15 protein-coding genes are annotated in these 16116 nt (G+C 66.0%); 8 read left to right on the forward strand and 7 right to left on the reverse strand.

Annotated elements, in window-relative coordinates:
* The first annotated feature begins 9 nt into the window (after positions 1-9).
* The 8 genes from AC5Y2L_RS06975 to AC5Y2L_RS07010 all read left to right on the forward strand — a co-directional run bounded on the left by AC5Y2L_RS06975 (position 10) and on the right by AC5Y2L_RS07010 (position 7112).
* Positions 10-1275, forward strand: coding sequence for a glutamate-5-semialdehyde dehydrogenase (locus tag AC5Y2L_RS06975; protein WP_499934083.1), 1266 nt, complete (start codon positions 10-12; stop codon positions 1273-1275).
* A 25-nt stretch (positions 1276-1300) separates the two neighbouring features.
* A complete protein-coding gene (locus AC5Y2L_RS06980) occupies positions 1301-2176 on the forward strand; it encodes an AAA family ATPase (protein ID WP_499934084.1) in 876 nt (291 codons plus the stop codon).
* On the forward strand, positions 2176-3621 hold the full coding sequence (locus tag AC5Y2L_RS06985) for a vWA domain-containing protein (protein ID WP_499934086.1): 1446 nt from the start codon (positions 2176-2178) through the stop codon (positions 3619-3621). The genes AC5Y2L_RS06980 and AC5Y2L_RS06985 overlap by 1 nt, the downstream gene beginning before the upstream one ends.
* A gap of 204 nt (positions 3622-3825) precedes the next feature.
* Positions 3826-4488, forward strand: coding sequence for a nicotinate-nucleotide adenylyltransferase (nadD, locus tag AC5Y2L_RS06990; RefSeq protein ID WP_499934087.1), 663 nt, complete (start codon positions 3826-3828; stop codon positions 4486-4488).
* Positions 4485-4868 (forward strand): ribosome silencing factor, encoded by a 384-nt coding sequence (rsfS, locus tag AC5Y2L_RS06995; protein ID WP_499934088.1) that lies wholly within the window; start codon positions 4485-4487, stop codon positions 4866-4868. Before nadD ends, rsfS begins: the two co-directional genes overlap by 4 nt.
* The gene (gene gpgP / locus AC5Y2L_RS07000) at positions 4865-5545 is read left to right on the forward strand and encodes a glucosyl-3-phosphoglycerate phosphatase (RefSeq protein WP_499934090.1); all 681 of its coding nucleotides are present in this window, start codon (positions 4865-4867) and stop codon (positions 5543-5545) included. The genes rsfS and gpgP overlap by 4 nt, the downstream gene beginning before the upstream one ends.
* The gene (octT, locus tag AC5Y2L_RS07005; RefSeq protein WP_499934091.1) at positions 5535-6272 is read left to right on the forward strand and encodes a diglucosylglycerate octanoyltransferase; all 738 of its coding nucleotides are present in this window, start codon (positions 5535-5537) and stop codon (positions 6270-6272) included. Before gpgP ends, octT begins: the two co-directional genes overlap by 11 nt.
* Before the next feature lie 3 nt (positions 6273-6275).
* The gene (locus AC5Y2L_RS07010; protein WP_499934093.1) at positions 6276-7112 is read left to right on the forward strand and encodes a DegV family protein; all 837 of its coding nucleotides are present in this window, start codon (positions 6276-6278) and stop codon (positions 7110-7112) included.
* A 19-nt stretch (positions 7113-7131) separates the two neighbouring features.
* On the opposite strand, the gene AC5Y2L_RS07015 is transcribed toward AC5Y2L_RS07010, so the two are convergent.
* The 7 genes from AC5Y2L_RS07015 to AC5Y2L_RS07045 form a co-directional block, all read right to left on the reverse strand.
* A complete protein-coding gene (locus tag AC5Y2L_RS07015; protein WP_499934094.1) occupies positions 7132-10071 on the reverse strand; it encodes an MMPL/RND family transporter in 2940 nt (979 codons plus the stop codon).
* Positions 10068-10520: an MmpS family transport accessory protein gene (locus AC5Y2L_RS07020; protein ID WP_499934095.1), complete on the reverse strand. Its 453-nt coding sequence runs from the start codon at positions 10518-10520 to the stop codon at positions 10068-10070. The genes AC5Y2L_RS07015 and AC5Y2L_RS07020 overlap by 4 nt, the downstream gene beginning before the upstream one ends.
* 167 nt (positions 10521-10687) lie before the next feature.
* The gene (locus tag AC5Y2L_RS07025; protein WP_499934096.1) at positions 10688-11758 is read right to left on the reverse strand and encodes an NAD(P)H-dependent amine dehydrogenase family protein; all 1071 of its coding nucleotides are present in this window, start codon (positions 11756-11758) and stop codon (positions 10688-10690) included.
* Positions 11759-11781: 23 nt separating this feature from the next.
* Positions 11782-12732 carry an FHA domain-containing protein gene (locus tag AC5Y2L_RS07030; protein ID WP_499934098.1) on the reverse strand — a complete coding sequence of 317 codons (951 nt, stop codon included), beginning with the start codon at positions 12730-12732 and terminating at the stop codon, positions 11782-11784.
* Between the two features lie 52 nt (positions 12733-12784).
* The gene (locus AC5Y2L_RS07035) at positions 12785-14536 is read right to left on the reverse strand and encodes a cyclic nucleotide-binding and patatin-like phospholipase domain-containing protein (protein WP_499934099.1); all 1752 of its coding nucleotides are present in this window, start codon (positions 14534-14536) and stop codon (positions 12785-12787) included.
* A gap of 26 nt (positions 14537-14562) precedes the next feature.
* A complete protein-coding gene (locus AC5Y2L_RS07040; protein WP_499934100.1) occupies positions 14563-14985 on the reverse strand; it encodes a PPOX class F420-dependent oxidoreductase in 423 nt (140 codons plus the stop codon).
* Positions 14985-16097 carry an acyl-CoA dehydrogenase family protein gene (locus AC5Y2L_RS07045; RefSeq protein WP_499934102.1) on the reverse strand — a complete coding sequence of 371 codons (1113 nt, stop codon included), beginning with the start codon at positions 16095-16097 and terminating at the stop codon, positions 14985-14987. The genes AC5Y2L_RS07040 and AC5Y2L_RS07045 overlap by 1 nt, the downstream gene beginning before the upstream one ends.
* Positions 16098-16116 lie beyond the last annotated feature (19 nt).

Here is a 16116-nt window from a genome sequence, read left to right on the forward strand (position 1 = left end):
CCTGAATAAATGAGTCTGCAAGCCCCATCCCAGCGCGGGACGGCCCAGCAGCGTGACCTGCGCCAGGAAGTCCACGACGCCGCACGCCGGGCCCGGGTCGCTTCGCGTGCCCTCGCGCTGTTGCCGACGGTCGCCAAGGATCACGCGCTGAAGGCCGCGGCTGAGGCGATCGTGGCGCACGCGGAGCAAATCCTCTCGGCCAACGCCGAAGATCTGGATGCCGCCCGCGCCGCCGGCACGCCGGCCGCGATGCTGGACCGGTTGGCCCTGAACCGGCAACGTATCGACGGGATCGCCGACGGGCTGCGCCAGGTCGCGGGGCTACCGGATCCGGTCGGTGAGGTGCTACGCGGCTATACCCTGCCCAACGGATTGCAGCTCCGCCAGCAGCGCGTTCCGCTCGGAGTGGTCGGCATGATCTACGAGGGACGGCCCAACGTCACGGTCGACGCGTTCGGATTGGCGCTCAAGTCGGGAAATGCGGTGCTGCTGCGCGGCAGCTCGTCGGCGGCGAAGTCCAACCACGCGCTAGTCGAGGTGCTGCGCGCCGCGCTGGCCGGCGAGGATCTGCCCGCCGATGCCGTCCAGCTGCTCTCGGCGCAGGACCGGACCACCGTCACCCATTTGATCCAGGCTCGCGGCCTGGTCGACGTGGTGATCCCACGGGGCGGAGCCAGCTTGATCGACGCGGTGGTCCGCGAGGCCCAGGTGCCCACCATCGAGACCGGTGTGGGCAACTGTCACGTCTATGTCCACGAATGCGCCGATCTCGACGTGGCCGAGCGAATCCTGTTGAACTCCAAGACCCGACGACCCAGTGTCTGCAACGCCGCCGAGACGCTGCTGGTCGACGCCGCGATCGCCGATCAGGCCATGCCCCGACTGCTGGGGGCCCTGCAGGAGGCCGGGGTGACGGTGCATCTGGATCCCGACGAGGACGCGCTGCGCCGCGAATACCTGTCAATGGACATCGCCGTGCAGGTGGTCGAGGACGTCGACGCCGCGATCGCGCACATCAACGAGTACGGCACCGGACACACCGAGGCCATTGTCACCACGAATATGGCTGCGGCACAACGGTTTACCGACGGCGTCGATGCGGCCGCGGTGATGGTGAACGCGTCGACGGCCTTTACCGACGGCGAGCAGTTCGGCTTCGGCGCCGAAATCGGCATCTCCACACAGAAATTGCATGCGCGCGGTCCGATGGGATTGCCGGAATTGACCTCGACCAAGTGGATCGCGTGGGGAGACGGCCAGATTCGTCCGGCCTGACGCCCGTACCTAGGAGAATTCGATTGTGAGTGTGCCCGCACGGCCGGCGCCGCTGTTCGCCGACATCGACGACGTCTCGCGACGGCTGGCCCAAACCGGCTATCTGCCGGACACCGCCACCGCGACGGCGGTGTTCTTGGCCGATCGGCTCGGTAAGCCGCTGCTGGTGGAAGGACCCGCCGGCGTCGGCAAGACGGAGTTGGCGCGCGCCGTCGCGCAGGCCACCGGGTCGGGTCTGGTCCGGCTGCAGTGCTACGAGGGTGTCGACGAGGCCCGTGCGCTGTACGAGTGGAACCACGCCAAGCAAATTTTGCGCATCCAGGCCGGGTCCGGAGACTGGGAGGCGACCAAAACCGACGTGTTCAGCGAGGAGTTTCTGCTGTCCCGTCCGCTGTTGACCGCGATCCGTCGCACCGAGCCGACGGTGCTGCTCATCGACGAGACCGACAAGGCCGACATCGAGATCGAAGGCCTGCTGCTGGAGGTGCTGTCCGACTTCGCGGTGACCGTCCCAGAACTGGGCACGCTCACCGCCGAGCGCGCGCCGTTTGTTCTGTTGACCTCCAACGCCACCCGGGAATTGTCCGAGGCGCTCAAGCGGCGCTGCCTGTTCCTGCACATCGACTTTCCCAGCCCCGAGCTGGAACGCCGCATTCTGTTGTCCCGGGTTCCCGAGCTGCCCGAGCACCTCGCCGAGGAGCTGGTGCGCATCATCGGGGTGCTGCGCGGGATGCAGCTCAAAAAGTTGCCGTCCATCGCCGAGACGATCGACTGGGGTCGCACGGTGCTCGCGCTCGGGCTGGACACGATTGACGACGCGGTGGTGGCCGCGACGCTCGGTGTGGTCCTCAAGCACCAGTCCGACCAGCAGCGCGCGGCCGGGGAATTGAGACTGAACTAATGGCCACCCGCCGTATCCGTCCGACCCGGCCGTTGGCCCCGCACGGGCTGACCGGTCATCTGGTCGGGTTCGTGGAAGCGCTTCGGGCGGCAGGGATTTCGGTGGGCCCGTCCGAGACGGTCGATGCCGGACGCGTGATGGCCGCCCTCGGGCTGGGCGATCGTGAGGTGCTGCGTGAGGGCATCGCCTGTGCGGTGCTGCGCCGGCGCGATCATCGCGAGACCTACGACGCCATGTTCGACCTGTGGTTCCCCGCGGCCCTTGGTGCGCGGGCGGTGGTGTTGGACGAGGAGACGGGCTCGGGCGAATCGGACGGCTTGCCGCCCGACGACGTCGAGGCCATGCGCCAGATGCTGCTCGATCTGCTCACCGAGAACCCTGAACTTGCCGACATGGATGAGCGACTGGTCGCGATGATCGCCCGGATCGTGGAGGCGTACGGCAAATACAACTCCAGCCGAGGGCCGTCGTTCTCGTCGTATCAGGCGCTCAAGGCCATGGCGCTGGACGAACTGGAGGGCAAGCTGCTGGCGGGGCTGCTGGCCCCGTACGGTGACGAACCCACGCCGACGCAGGAGCAGATCGCCAAAGCCCTTGCCGCGCAGCGAATCACGCAGCTGCGCAAGATGGTCGACGCGGAAACCAAACGGCGCACCGCCGAGCAACTCGGCCGCGACCACGTCCAGATGTACGGCATCCCACAGCTTTCCGAGAATGTCGAGTTCCTGCGCGCCTCGGGTGAGCAACTGCGGCAGATGCAACGGGTGGTGGCACCCCTGGCGCGCACCCTTGCCACCCGCCTGGCGGCCCGGCGGCGGCGCAGCCGTGCGGGAGTGATCGACTTGCGCAAGACGTTGCGCAAGTCGATGTCCACCGGCGGAGTGCCGATCGACGTGGTGCTGGCCAAACCGCGCCCGGCGCGGCCGGAGTTGGTGGTGCTGTGCGACGTGTCCGGCTCGGTAGCGGGGTTCAGCCACTTCACCCTGCTGCTGGTACATGCTCTGCGCCAACAGTTTTCGCGGGTACGCGTATTCGCCTTCATCGACACCACCGACGAGGTGACCCACATGTTCGGCCCGGAGGCCGACCTGGCGGTGGCGATTCAGCGGATCACCCGGGAAGCCGGTGTCTACAGCCGCGACGGACATTCCGACTACGGCAATGCCTTCGCGTCGTTCGTGCAGGCGTTTCCGAACGTGCTGTCACCGCGCAGCTCGCTGCTGGTGCTCGGGGACGGTCGCACCAACTACCGCAACCCCGAAACCGAGCTGCTGGCCCACATGGTGACCGCCAGCCGGCACGCGCACTGGCTCAACCCCGAGCCCAAACACCTTTGGGGCAGCGGGGATTCGGCGGTGCCGCGCTACCAAGAAGTGATCACCATGCACGAATGCCGGTCCGCCAGCCAGTTGGCCACGGTCATCGACCAGCTGCTTCCGGTCTGACGGCGGGGAGCCGGGTCACACGAGTCACATCAGCCACGCCAGCCCCTGTCAGACTTGGCACAACCGACCTTGGAATCCGATATCACCGGCGCTATCGAAGTGCATACTGCAACATGCCCCGCGTTCTGGTACTGAAGTGGCAGGTGTGACGAGCGAGCCCGGTTGGACATTGCCGTCGTCGCTGCTCCAGTAAGCTGGCACACCATGCAAAAGCAGCTGCGCAGGCTGGGCGTCATGGGCGGGACGTTCGATCCCATCCATTACGGCCACCTGGTTGCTGCCAGCGAGGTGGCGCACCTGTTCAAGCTCGACGAAGTGGTGTTCGTCCCCAGCGGTCAGCCCTGGCAGAAGGGTCGCCGCCGGGTTTCGGCGGCCGAGGACAGGTACCTGATGACGGTGATCGCCACCGCCTCGAATCCGCGGTTCTCGGTGAGTCGGGTCGACATCGACCGCGACGGCCCCACCTACACCAGGGACACCCTGCGCGACCTGCACGCGCTCAACCCGGATTCCGAGCTGTACTTCATCACCGGCGCCGACGCGCTGGCCACCATCCTGTCCTGGCAGGGCTGGGAGGAGCTGTTCGATTTGGCGCGGTTCATCGGGGTCAGCCGCCCCGGCTACGAATTGCGCCACGACCACATCACCGGCGTCTTGGACGAGTTGGCTGAGGACGCGTTGACCCTGGTCGAGATTCCGGCCCTGGCCATCTCGTCGACGGACTGCCGTCATCGGGCCGAACAGCGCCGGCCATTGTGGTACCTGATGCCCGACGGCGTCGTGCAGTACGTCTCGAAACGGCGGCTGTACCGCAAACCGGAGGGGCACATCAGTCCGGCGCCGCTGGCCGCGGGGAACAACACATGACGGCCACCCAGGAAGCCATCGACATGGCAACGGTTGCCGCCGGGGCGGCGGCGTCCAAGCTGGCCGACGATGTCGTCGTCATCGACGTCTCCGATCAGCTGGTCATCACCGACTGCTTCGTCATCGCCTCGGCATCCAACGAGCGGCAGGTCAACGCCATCGTCGACGAAGTCGAAGAGAAGATGCGCCGGGCCGGTTACAAGCCGGCGCCTCGCGAGGGTGCTCGCGAGGGCCGGTGGACGCTGCTGGACTACCGCGACATCGTCGTACACATCCAGCATCAGGACGAACGCAATTTCTATGCGCTGGACCGGCTTTGGCGTGACTGCCCAATGATCCAGGTGGATTTGGGCCCCGACAACGCGGCGAGTGCCCAATGAGGATCCGTCGTCTGGTGATGCTGCGGCACGGGCAAACCGACTTCAACGCGGCTAGCCGCATGCAGGGGCAGCTGGACAGCGCGCTCACCGACTTGGGTCGCGCCCAGGCGGTCGCTGCTGCCGAGGTGTTGGGCAAGCTGCAACCGTTGCTGATTGTCTCCTCAGACTTGCATCGCGCCTCCGACACCGCGTTCATGCTGGGGGAGCGGACCGGGTTGCAGGTCTGGGTTGACCAGCGGTTGCGAGAAACCCACCTCGGCGACTGGCAAGGCATGACTCACACTCAGATCGACGCGGAAGCACCCGGTGCCCGGCTAGCCTGGCGCGAAGATGCGACGTGGGCACCGCACGGTGGAGAAAGCAGGGTTGACGTGGCAGCCCGCAGTGTGCCGGTGGTTGCCGAAATCGTCTCTCGCGAGCCCGAATGGGGCCTGAACAGCGGGGCGGCCGTACCCGCGCGGCCGGTGGTGCTGGTGGCCCACGGCGGACTGATCGCAGCGCTGTCGGCCGCGTTGCTGAAGCTGCCGGTCGCCAACTGGCCGGTGCTCGGTGGGATGGGCAATGCCAGCTGGGTGCAGCTGAGCGGGCATTCCGACGATGCAGCAGACTTCGACGCTATCCGCTGGCGTCTCGATGTGTGGAACGCTTCGGCACAGGTATCCAACGATGTTCTCTGACGCTCGCCCGACACTGCTGGTTTTCGCCGACTCGCTGGCCTACTACGGGCCTACCGGCGGCCTACCCGCCGACGATCCTCGGATCTGGCCCAATATCGTTGCCGCGCAACTGGATTGGGATGTGGAGCTGATCGGCCGTATCGGCTGGACCTGCCGCGATGTCTGGTGGGCGGCAACGCAGGACCCGCGGTCCTGGGCGGCACTGCCCAGAGCCGGCGCGGTAATCTTCGCCACCGGCGGGATGGACTCGCTGCCATCGGTGTTGCCGACGGCGTTGCGCGAACTGATCCGCTACGTGCGGCCGCCGCTGCTGCGGCGCTGGGTCCGCGACGGTTATGCATGGGTGCAGCCGCGGCTGTCGCCGATCGCCAGGTCGGCATTGCCGCCGCACTTGACCGCGGATTATCTCGAACAGACCCGTGCCGCAATTGATTTCAACAGGCCGGGGATTCCGATTGTGGCGTCACTGCCGTCGGTGCACATCGCCGAGACGTACGGCAAGGCGCACCACGGCCGCGCTGGTACGGCGGCCGCAATCACCGACTGGGCGCAGCGTCACGACATCCCGTTGGTGGATCTGAAAGCGGCTGTGGGCGAACACATTATGAGTGGACGGGGTAACCCCGACGGCATCCATTGGAACTTCGAAGCGCACCAAGCCGTGGCGGAACTGATGCTCAAGGCGCTGGCCGAAGCCGGTGTGCCGAACCAGAAATCGCACGACTGAACCATGGCAGTCATCGTCATCACCGACTCGTCATCGCGACTGCCGGCCGATGTGTGCGAGAAGTTGGCGATACGGGTGGTCCCGCTGCACATCTTGCTCGACGGCAGTGACCTGCGCGACGGGGTGGACGAGATCCCGGACGACATCCACCAGCGGCACGCCACCACCGCGGCGGCCACCCCGGCCGAACTTCGCGCCGCCTACCAGCAGGCGCTGGCCGACAGCGACGGCGATGGCGTTGTGGCGGTACATATTTCGTCGGCGCTGTCCGGAACCTGCGGTGCGGGGGAACGGATCGCAGCCGAAATCGGCCAACGGGTTCGGGTGATCGACTCCAGGTCGGCTGCGATGGGTACCGGCTTCATCGTGCTGGCCGCCGCCCGGGCGGCTGCCGACGGCGGCGACCTGGACACCGTCGCGGCTGCGGCCAGTTCGGCGGCCAAGCGCAGTCAGGCGTTCATGGTGGTGCACCGGCTGGACAATTTGCGTCGCAGTGGGCGGATCGGCGGGGCCCAGGCATGGTTGGGCACCGCGCTGGCGCTGCGCCCGTTGTTGCGCATCGACGGCGGCAAACTCGTTCTGGCTCAACGGATACGCACTGTCAAGCATGCGACGTCGGTGATGATCGAGCGGGTCTGCGAGCTGGTCGGGGATGGTCCGGCGGTTCTTGCGGTGCACCATGTCGCCAACCCGGACGGCGGCAATGAAGTGGCGGCCGAGTTGGCCCGGCGGCTACCGGCGTGCGAGCCGCCGACGGTTACCCCGCTGGGTCCGGTGTTGGCGGTGCACGTCGGCGACGGCGCCGTCGCGGTCTGCCTGGACGTCGGTAGTCGCGGTTGACGCGGATTCGGGCCTGGCCTTACGTCGTGGCGGGCACACCCTGACGCGGAGCCGTGGCGACTTTCGGACGCGCATTGTCCCCCCGCGGATGCACCACCTGCGGCCACCAGAACCAGCGGCCCAGCAGTGTGGCGATCGACGGCATCAGCAGCGTGCGCACGATCAGTGTGTCCAGCAGCAGGCCGATGCAGACGGTCGATCCGAACTGCCCCAGCACCCGTAGCTCGCTGCCCAGCATCGCGGCCATGGTGAACGCGAACACCAGGCCCGCCGCGGTCACCACGCCACCGGTCCCGGCCATCGACCGAATGGTGCCGGTCTTCAGTCCGGCGTGGATCTCTTCCCTGAACCGGGAGACCAGCAGCAGGTTGTAGTCGGAGCCGACGGCCAACAGGATGATCACCGAAAGCGCCATCACGATCCAGTGAATCCTGATGCCGAAGAGGTCCTGCCAGATCAGCACGGAAAGGCCGAAGGACGCGGCGATGGAGCTCGCCGCGGTGCCGACGATGACCAGCGCCGCAACCACGCTTCGGGTGAGTAGCAGCATGATCATGAAGATCAAAGTGAGCGCCGATACCACCGCAATCATGAGGTCGTATTTGGCGCCGTCATGCATGTCCTTGAACGTCGCGGCGGTGCCGCCGAGGAAGACCTTGGCGTCCGACAGGGAGGACTGCTTCAGTCCCTCCTGCGCGGCGGTCCGCTCCGAGTCGACGCGGGAGATTCCTTCCGGCGTCATCGGATCGCCCTGGTGGGTGATGAAGAACCGCGCCGACTTGCCGTCGGGTGACAGGAACATTCGCAAACCCGTTTGAAAGTCCGGATTTTGGAAGGCTTCCGGCGGGAGGTAGAAGAAGTCGTCGTTCTGCGAAGTGTCGAAGCTTTGGCCCATAACGATCGCCGTGTTGCTCATAGCCTCCATCTGGTCGATCATCGCCTTGAAGGTCTGATAGAGCGTCAGCGTGATGCCTTTGGTGGACTTCAGCGTCGCAATCATCGTCGGAACCAAGTCCAGCATCTCGTGGGTGGCCACGGCGGTGCGCTTGATGTCAGCCGTCAGTTTGTGGAACTGCTCGGCAAGCTGGTCGAACCCGTCTAGCGAGTCGAAGAGCGACCGCAACGACCAGCAGATCGGAATGTCGAAACAGTGCTTCTCCCAGTAGAAGTAGGACCTGATCGGCCGCCAGAAATCGTCGAAATCCGCGATATGGTCGCGCAATCTGTCGGTGATTTCCGAAGTTTCCGCCGTCGTCGCCGCGCTGTCGTCAGCGGCGTTGGAAAGATCACGGGTGACCGCGTACAAGCGCTCTGTGTAGTCGATCTGGTCCTGCAGCAAGTCGGCCATTCTGAGGATGTCGGCCATGCGGTCCTTCAAGAAGGCCATGTTCTGCATGGTCGTCTGGCTCTGCATGCTGTTCTGAAACGGTATGGAGCTGTGCTGAATTGGAATGCCCAGCGGCCGGGTGATGTCCTGGACCATGGCGATACCGACCACTCGGATGACGTTCTTGGCGACTCGGTCCAGCACCAGCATGTCGGCCGTATTACGCATGTCGTGGTCGGCCTCGATCATCAGCATGTCGGGGTTCATCCGGGCCTGGGAGAAATGCCGGTCCGCGGCCGCTTGACCTAAGTTCGACGGTGCGCTGGTGGGCAGGTAGTAGCGGTCGTTGTAGCTCGTCTTGAAGCTCGGCAGCGCGACCATGCCGACCAGGACCACCGCGGCGCTGACGGCCAAAACCGGTGCGGGCCAACGCACTACAGCGGTGCCGACCCGCCCCCATAGCCGGCCTCTGCTGGCTGCGACCCGGGATTCGAAAAGGCCGAGCTTGCTGCCCAAGAAGACGATGGCCGGACCCAGCGTCACCCCGGCCAACACCACCACCAGCATGCCGATCGCCACCGGCTCGCCCATCGTGTGGAACCACGGCAGCCTTGCGAAGCTCAGGCAGTAAGTGGCCCCGGCAATGGTCAGACCCGAGCCCAGCACCACCGGCGCCACCCCGCGAAAGGTGGTGTAGTAGGCCGTTTCTGGGTCCTCGCCGGAGCGCCGGGCCTCTTGATATCGGCCGACGAGGAAGATCCCGTAGTCGGTGGCCGCCGCGATCGCCAACATGGTGAGGATGTTCGCGGCGAACGTGGTGAGCCCGAATGCGTCGTGGTACGCCAGAACGGCGACGACGCCACGCGCGCACGCCAACGCGACGAAGGTCATGAACAGCTGGATCAGCGTCGTCACGATGGAGCGGTAGACCAGCAACAGCATGATCGCGATCGCACCCAGGGTGAACAGGGTGATCTTGGCCAGGCTGGCGTTGCCGATGACGTGCATGTCGTCGCTGAGCGCGGCCGGACCGGTGACATACACCTTAAGACCGGCCGGTGGCGGGTTCTTGTCGATGACCTTGCGGACCGCCTCGACCGACTCGTTGGCCTGGGTGGTGCCCTGGTTGCCGGCAAGGTTCAGCATCACGTAGGCACCCTTGCTGTCGGCGCTTTGGGCGCCCGCCGCCGTCAGCCGGTCCCCCCAGAAGTCCTGGATGTGCTGGATGTGGTTGTGATCCTGGCGCAGTTGACGAATCAGGTTGTCGTAGTAGTGATGTGCGTCGTCACCCAGCGGTCCCTGACTCTCCAGGACGATCATGATCGTGCTGTTGGAGTCGAACTCCTTGAAGTTGTGTCCGAGGCGCATCATCGCCTGCATCGACGGCGCATCCATGGGTGCCATGGGCGCCGAGTGCGCCTCACCGACGACCTCCAGTCGAGGGACGATGACGTTCACCAGGACGGTGACGAACAACCAGATCAGAACGATCGGCACCGCGAAGATGCGGATCATGTGCGGGATGTAGGGCCGGTGCGGGTGGCCCGGGCCAGCCGCGCTGCCGGTGTTGATGGGCCCGGTGTCCTCGTTGTCTTCGGTCCGCAGGTGGCTCCTGCTGTTCAGGTCGCTCATGCCGACTTCACCAGGCAGAAGATCTGCGGGTTGACGCCGTCGGCGTTTTGCTCTTCCCGTACCACGCCGTCGACGGTGATGCGGCAGCCGATCCGACTGCCGTCACCTTGCACCATGATGTTCGCGCTCACCGACGGCAGCGTGGTGGAGACGGTGACGGACCAGGGCAGCGCGGCGGCATCGATCTGGTGGGTGTTGGCGTTCTCGTCCCAATAGTTGATGTTGGCAGTCGACCCGACGGGGCCGAAGACGTCGTAACGGACCACTTTGGGGTTGAACTGCACGATCTTGATCCCCCCGCCGGCGTTCGCATTGAGATCCTCCGAGCCGAACAACCGGTGCAGCCGGGACACGACCAGTCCCGAGACGGCGAGGACGACCACCAAGACCAGGGGTATCCAAGCTCGCTTGGCCAAGCGGCCAATGCGACCGGTAATCGGACCAGCCATCTCACCGCCTTCCGCTTGCGATCCTGGTGTCTAACGCGCCACCTCAGACTTTGCTTCCCGGGTCAGGCGCACCGGTGCTCGGCAGAATCTTTGTTTGGCTAAGAATCCTAAACCTTAGTGGACGAGAGCGTTCCTCCGGGGTGCCGTCGTGTGGCCAACGACACGCGTTAAAGCGCCACTCGCCCGGTGATTGGCGGAAGGTCCGCGAGCGTCACGATCCCAGGTGCGGCGGCCACCACCGCCGGGACGGCGTTGGTGACCGGCATGGCGGTGTAGATCATGCCCAAGCCCATGAACCCGGGCTCATCCCAGTCCTTGGGGGGTAGGCAATGCAGCACGGTACGCATGTTGGGCAATCCGAACACCTGTATGACGTGGCCGTGCTCAAGCGGTTTGGGCGGCTCCACGTGCTCACCCATGATCCAGTTGAATCCGACACTGACGACGTTGCGATCGCCCGCCCAGCCGCGGTGGTAGCCGTAGACGCCGCCGACGGTTCCCGCCGGGATCTTCATGAAGCCCAGGTCGGAGTCGGCGGTGGCGGCGGTGAAGGTGACGTCGAAGGTCATCTTGTCCAGCTTGGCCCCGATCGCGTCGGCCATCATCGCCGCCGATTCGGCGAAAACCTCGCTTTCGCGTCGCACGCTCCCGGCCAGGCCCGGGGTAGCGGGGTCTTGCGAAAACCCCATGGCGGTCTGGGTTTCCGCCGATTCGTAGGTCGAGCAGTCGACCGACTCGGTGATCCGGATCTCGTCGACGCGCTCGCAGGAGGCGCTGAGCACCATGCCGACCATGTTCGTCATGCCCGGGTGCGCGCCGCTGCCGAACATCGTCGAGCCGCCGCGCCGGCAGGCATCCGCAATTCGCTGGCGGTCCTGCGGCGTCTGTTTGCCGCCGGTGATCCAGGCGGCGCTGGAGCACACGTTGACTCCGCATTCCAGCAAGCGCACCAGCTCATCGATGTTGGGCCACAACGGGTTATAACAACACGCGTCGGGGCGCAGCGCGAGCAGCGCGTCGATGTCGTTGGTGGCTTTTACCCCGGTCGGTTGGGGCCAGCCCGCCAGTTCGGCGGCGTCGACGCCGACCTTGTCCGGCCCGTGCGCGTAGACCCCGACGAGTTCCATGTCAGGCCTGCCGATGATGGCGTGCAGGGAGCGCCGCCCGATGTTGCCGGTGGTCCACTGGATCACCCGTATCGGTTGGTCTGTGCCGGCTGCTGAGATCGACGGCGTCATCCACTGCTCCTATCTCAGGTCGGCTACGCGCGGCCGATGACCGGAAACGCAATCTGCGTTCCGCTTCGGCCCTTGATCTCCACTTGCTCGGGTGGGCCCCAGACGTATTTGGTTTCGGCGGCGGCATGCACGGTGGCGGTGGTCATCACGGGTTGGCGCCCGCCGCGTCCGGCGATGCCCGCCAGCCGGAATGCGACGTTGGTCGCGTCGCCGATCACCGCTTCGACCGTGCGGGTCATCGCCGCGAGCGCGGCCCTACCCTGCACCACCGCCCAGCCCATCCGGATCGGCGAGCCGTTCGGCTCACGAAGCGGGAGTCCGGGCGCGAGTTCTTCGACCTTTTGGTTGGCGGCGAGCGCGAAGTCGATGGCCAGCTCGTTGGCATTGGGCAGCGCCCGCAGTCCCCACACCGCGTACAGCGCGTCGCCGGCGTAGTGGTTCAGGGTGCCGCGATGGGCGCGCAGTACCCGGCCCAGCTCGGTCCACAGGTAGTTCAGGCTCTCGGCGATCACCTTGCTGTCGGTGACTTCGGAGATCGTCGAGTAGTTGGTGATATCGCCGACCACCATCACCATGATCTCCTCGGTGATCCGGGTCATGGTGTACTCTCCGGTGTTCTCCCGGATGGTGTTGAACCGGTCCGACCGGAATCTCAGCGTGACGTCGCCGATCCGGATCTGGTCGTTGGGCCGCAGGGGAACCGGTACGGCGCGTTCGAGCCGCTCGCCGTTGAGCAGCGTGCCGTTGGTGCTGGTGTCGATGATGAAGGCCTGGTCGGTTGCGGGGTCCAAGCGGATCTCGAGGTGGTTGCGGGAGATGCCGGGATCGTTGATCACCAGTCGGCGGTGTTCGGCGATTCCGGGGCAGACCCGGCCGACGAAGAGCTGGTCGAAGATGGGCACGATGCGCGCGCCGTCCTCCGCGCGCATGATCAGGTCGGCCAGGGGCTCCTCGCGTGACCTGTTGCCGTCCACGGCTTACAACCTAGCCCGCCGACGATGCGCGCCGTGAAGCGGCGGGAGGAGCTCAACGAACCAGCGAGGGCTGTGCGTCCAGCGCCGCCCGGGTTGCGGCCCGGCCGGCTTCCAGTGCGGCGTCAAGCTTCTTGAAGTCCATCGGGCCGATCGCCGTGACGTCCGGCTCGATGACGGCGGCGATCTGCGGGTTGAGCAAGTTCACGGCCGAGCCCGCGAGGTCGACGGTGCGCAGCAACGTCTCCTGAAGTGGCGGCAAGGCCTCATCCGAACCGGTCAGCAGCCGCCGCACCAACCCGGGCAGCGGAACGATCGGCGGCAACAACCCAAACCCCTTGGACGGCACGAACTTTTGGCGTAGGTCGACGCAGATGACTTGGCCGTCCGGGTCGGCACACATCACGTCGGCGGGTAGTTGGTTCAACAGACCGCCGTCGACGAGCATCTGTTCGCCCTGCAGCACCGGCGGCATCAGACCGGGGATGGAGATCGAGGCGCGCACGGCGAGCGCCAGCGGCCCGCGCCGGTGCACGATCTGGTCGCCGGTGATCATGTCGGCCGACACCGAGAAGAAGTCGTGCGGCAGATGCTCGATCAGGGTGCTGCCGACAAAGTTTTCCAGCAGGCGATCGATGCGTTGACCTCTCGTGAAGGCCACCGCTGGGATCGTGTAGTCGCCGAGGGGGTTGCCCTGTCCCAGATACCTGCGCGCCGCCGCTATCGCCTCCTGGGCGTCCATTCCCACGGCGAAGGCCGCAGCCGCGATGGCGCCGGCACTGGTGCCGCCGAACCGATCGATGACCACCCCGGCCCGGGTGAGCTCTTCGTAGACGCCGAAATGTGAGAGCCCGCGAGCGCCGCCGCCCGCCAGCACCAGACCCAGGGATCGGCCGGCGATTCGGCGGGCCAGAGCGCCGATGCCGTCGTCGTCGGCGCGGTGGTGCGAAATCGGATTCAGCACGTCCCACCAACTCGGGTCCGGTTCGTGACCGCAGGCCAGCAGGTGGACTGGCCGTGCGTGGGTGACCAGCGAATCCAGGCCCCCCGACGGATGTTTCTGACCCAGCAGGAATACCAGTCGGTCGCTTTGCGCGGCGACATATCGTCGCCAGAGGTGGCCTGAGCCGCGTTCGGCCACCACCAGCACCCAATCGTTGCTTCGTTCGGCCCGGTCGAGGGGTTCGCTGAACGCCTCTACCAGGTCGCCGTAGTCATGGACCTCGGCGGTGGTGTCGACGGGTGGAGCCAGCACGGCGGTCTTACCGTGGGCGCCTAGCAGTTTCGCGATCTTGTCGACGATCGGGCGGGCGGCGGCGTCACCCGTCGACAGCATGCCGATGACCCGGGGACGCTGAGAAATCTCCGCCGCCCGTGACTTTTGCAGCATCCCCGCCATCGCTCGCAGCATCACCGATTGCAGTTGCGGAGTTGTCGCCAGCACCTCGGTGAAGGTGTCAGCGGCGATTCGCCACACCTCGCCGTCGCGAACGGCCCGGACGCCGGCCGAGCGAGGAGCGCCCGCGATCACGCCCAGATCCCCGATGGAGTCGCCGGATCCCATCTCGCGAAACACCTGGCCGTCCACACCGACGACGGCGAACCGCCCGGAGGCAACGATGTAGATGGCGTCCGACGGGTCTCCCAGCCGAAACAGCCACTCGTCGGCGAAGATGTGATGGCGACTGACGGCGCCGGAGAGTTCATCGAGTTGTTCGTCGTCGAGGTCAGCGAGAAGCGAAACCCTGCGCAGCGCGGCTCGTTTGTCGGCCGCACGCAGGGGGGCCCGGCGGCGTTTAGCGCTCAATCTGCTGCTCCTTTGGTCGCTGATGCTCAGTCGCTGATGTCGAACCCGGTGATGACCTTTACCGGACGGACCCGGACCGCCACTTCGCCGGGGACGGCGTTGCGACGGCCGAACTCCTCGGCGCGGTCGGCGCCCATGTAGCGGGCACCCGTCCGGGTCGCGATGTCGAGCACGTCGGCCGGATCGTCGGTCATCGTCGCCACACCTTGCACCTGCACAAAGGAATACGGGGGATGCGGATCGTCCACGCAGATCGCAACTCGCGGATCACGCTGCAGCGCACGCCCTTTCGGCGTACCACGCGCGGTGGTGAACACCAGCTGGCCTTCATCGACGACGAACCACACCGGGGTCACCAGCGGCCGCCCGTCCGACGCGACGAAGCCCAGCATCCCGGTTCGCGTGCCGGCCGAAAGGAATTCGACGACTCTCTCCGTCAGCTCGGCCACTAGAGCCGGGCCAGGTCGTAGTCACCGATGTGGTCGATCAGGGCGTGCAGGTGATCCTGCGAGGAGCCCAGCGTGTGCTCGATCGCGGTGAGCCTGGCCGCGTAATGGCCGACCGGATACTCCGCGGTCATGCCGATGCCGCCGTGCAGCTGGATCGACTCCTGCGCGATATGCCGCCCCGACCTGCCGATCTGCAGTTTGGCGCGCGAGGCGATCAGCGGGTCGAGGTTGCCGTCGGCGATCGACATTGCCGCGTAAAGGTTCATGCTGCGGGCCATTTCCAGCGAGACGTACATGTCCGCGGAACGCTGGGTCAGCGTCTGGAACTTGTTGAGGGTGACGCCGAATTGCTTGCGGGTTTTGAGGTAATCGGTGGTCAGTCGCAGCGCTTCCTCCATCGCCCCGACGGCTTCGGAGCACAATGCCGATTGGACACGAATGATGGCGTGCTCGATGGCATTTGACGCGTCTTGTGTCTCGCCGAGCGGCTCGGCGGGCGTGCCGTTGAGGTCAATCTGCGCGCCGCGCTGTCCGTCGAAGGTCGGGTACGGGTGGCGGGTGACGGTTTCAGCGTCGGGGTCGACCAGGAACAGCCCGGCGCCGCCGTCCGGTAACGCGGCGCTGACCACCAGCGTGTCGGCGCAGCCACCGGCCGGCACCGGGTTCTTCCGACCAGTCAACACCCACGAATCACCTTGTCGCTCAGCGGTAGTGGTGAGCTTCGAAGTGCCTTTGCGGTTCCCGGGTTCCAGGTGCGCGAAGGCCAGCAGCCGCTGTCCGGCGGCAACCTCGTCCAGCAGTTCCTTTTGCGCCTGGCTGCCGTGTTCGGCGATCAGCGAACCCGGCCCCAGCGCGGCGTGTACGACGGGTTCGGGCGCCAGCCGCCGGCCGATTTCGGTGAGCACGACCATGATCTCGATCTGGCCCGACTCGTCCGGGTCGAATCCGAGACCCAAAATGCCGATGTCGGCCAGCTGGCTCCACACCTCGCGGCTCCACCCGAGCTCGGTGTCGATGACCTTGTTGCGGCTCTCCGGATCGTAGCTGCGCGCCAGCAGGTCCCGGGTGGTGTCGCGAAGCAGGGCCTGCTCGTCGCTCAACTGAAAGTCCATGACTGCCTCACAATCCCAA

This window comes from Mycobacterium sp. NGS66 (genome assembly GCF_059812225.1).

Bases quoted from the DNA above. Each gene is read 5' to 3' on its own strand.
- AC5Y2L_RS06975 (WP_499934083.1), top strand. From the start codon at position 10: ATGAGTCTGCAAGCCCCATCCCAGCGCGGGACGGCCCAGCAGCGTGAC.
- AC5Y2L_RS06985 (WP_499934086.1), top strand. From the start codon at position 2,176: ATGGCCACCCGCCGTATCCGTCCGACCCGGCCGTTGGCCCCGCACGGG.
- nadD (WP_499934087.1), top strand. From the start codon at position 3,826: ATGCAAAAGCAGCTGCGCAGGCTGGGCGTCATGGGCGGGACGTTCGAT.
- rsfS (WP_499934088.1), top strand. From the start codon at position 4,485: ATGACGGCCACCCAGGAAGCCATCGACATGGCAACGGTTGCCGCCGGG.
- gpgP (WP_499934090.1), top strand. From the start codon at position 4,865: ATGAGGATCCGTCGTCTGGTGATGCTGCGGCACGGGCAAACCGACTTC.
- octT (WP_499934091.1), top strand. From the start codon at position 5,535: ATGTTCTCTGACGCTCGCCCGACACTGCTGGTTTTCGCCGACTCGCTG.
- AC5Y2L_RS07010 (WP_499934093.1), top strand. From the start codon at position 6,276: ATGGCAGTCATCGTCATCACCGACTCGTCATCGCGACTGCCGGCCGAT.
- AC5Y2L_RS07015 (WP_499934094.1), bottom strand. From the start codon at position 10,071: ATGAGCGACCTGAACAGCAGGAGCCACCTGCGGACCGAAGACAACGAG.
- AC5Y2L_RS07020 (WP_499934095.1), bottom strand. From the start codon at position 10,520: ATGGCTGGTCCGATTACCGGTCGCATTGGCCGCTTGGCCAAGCGAGCT.
- AC5Y2L_RS07025 (WP_499934096.1), bottom strand. From the start codon at position 11,758: ATGACGCCGTCGATCTCAGCAGCCGGCACAGACCAACCGATACGGGTG.
- AC5Y2L_RS07045 (WP_499934102.1), bottom strand. From the start codon at position 16,097: ATGGACTTTCAGTTGAGCGACGAGCAGGCCCTGCTTCGCGACACCACC.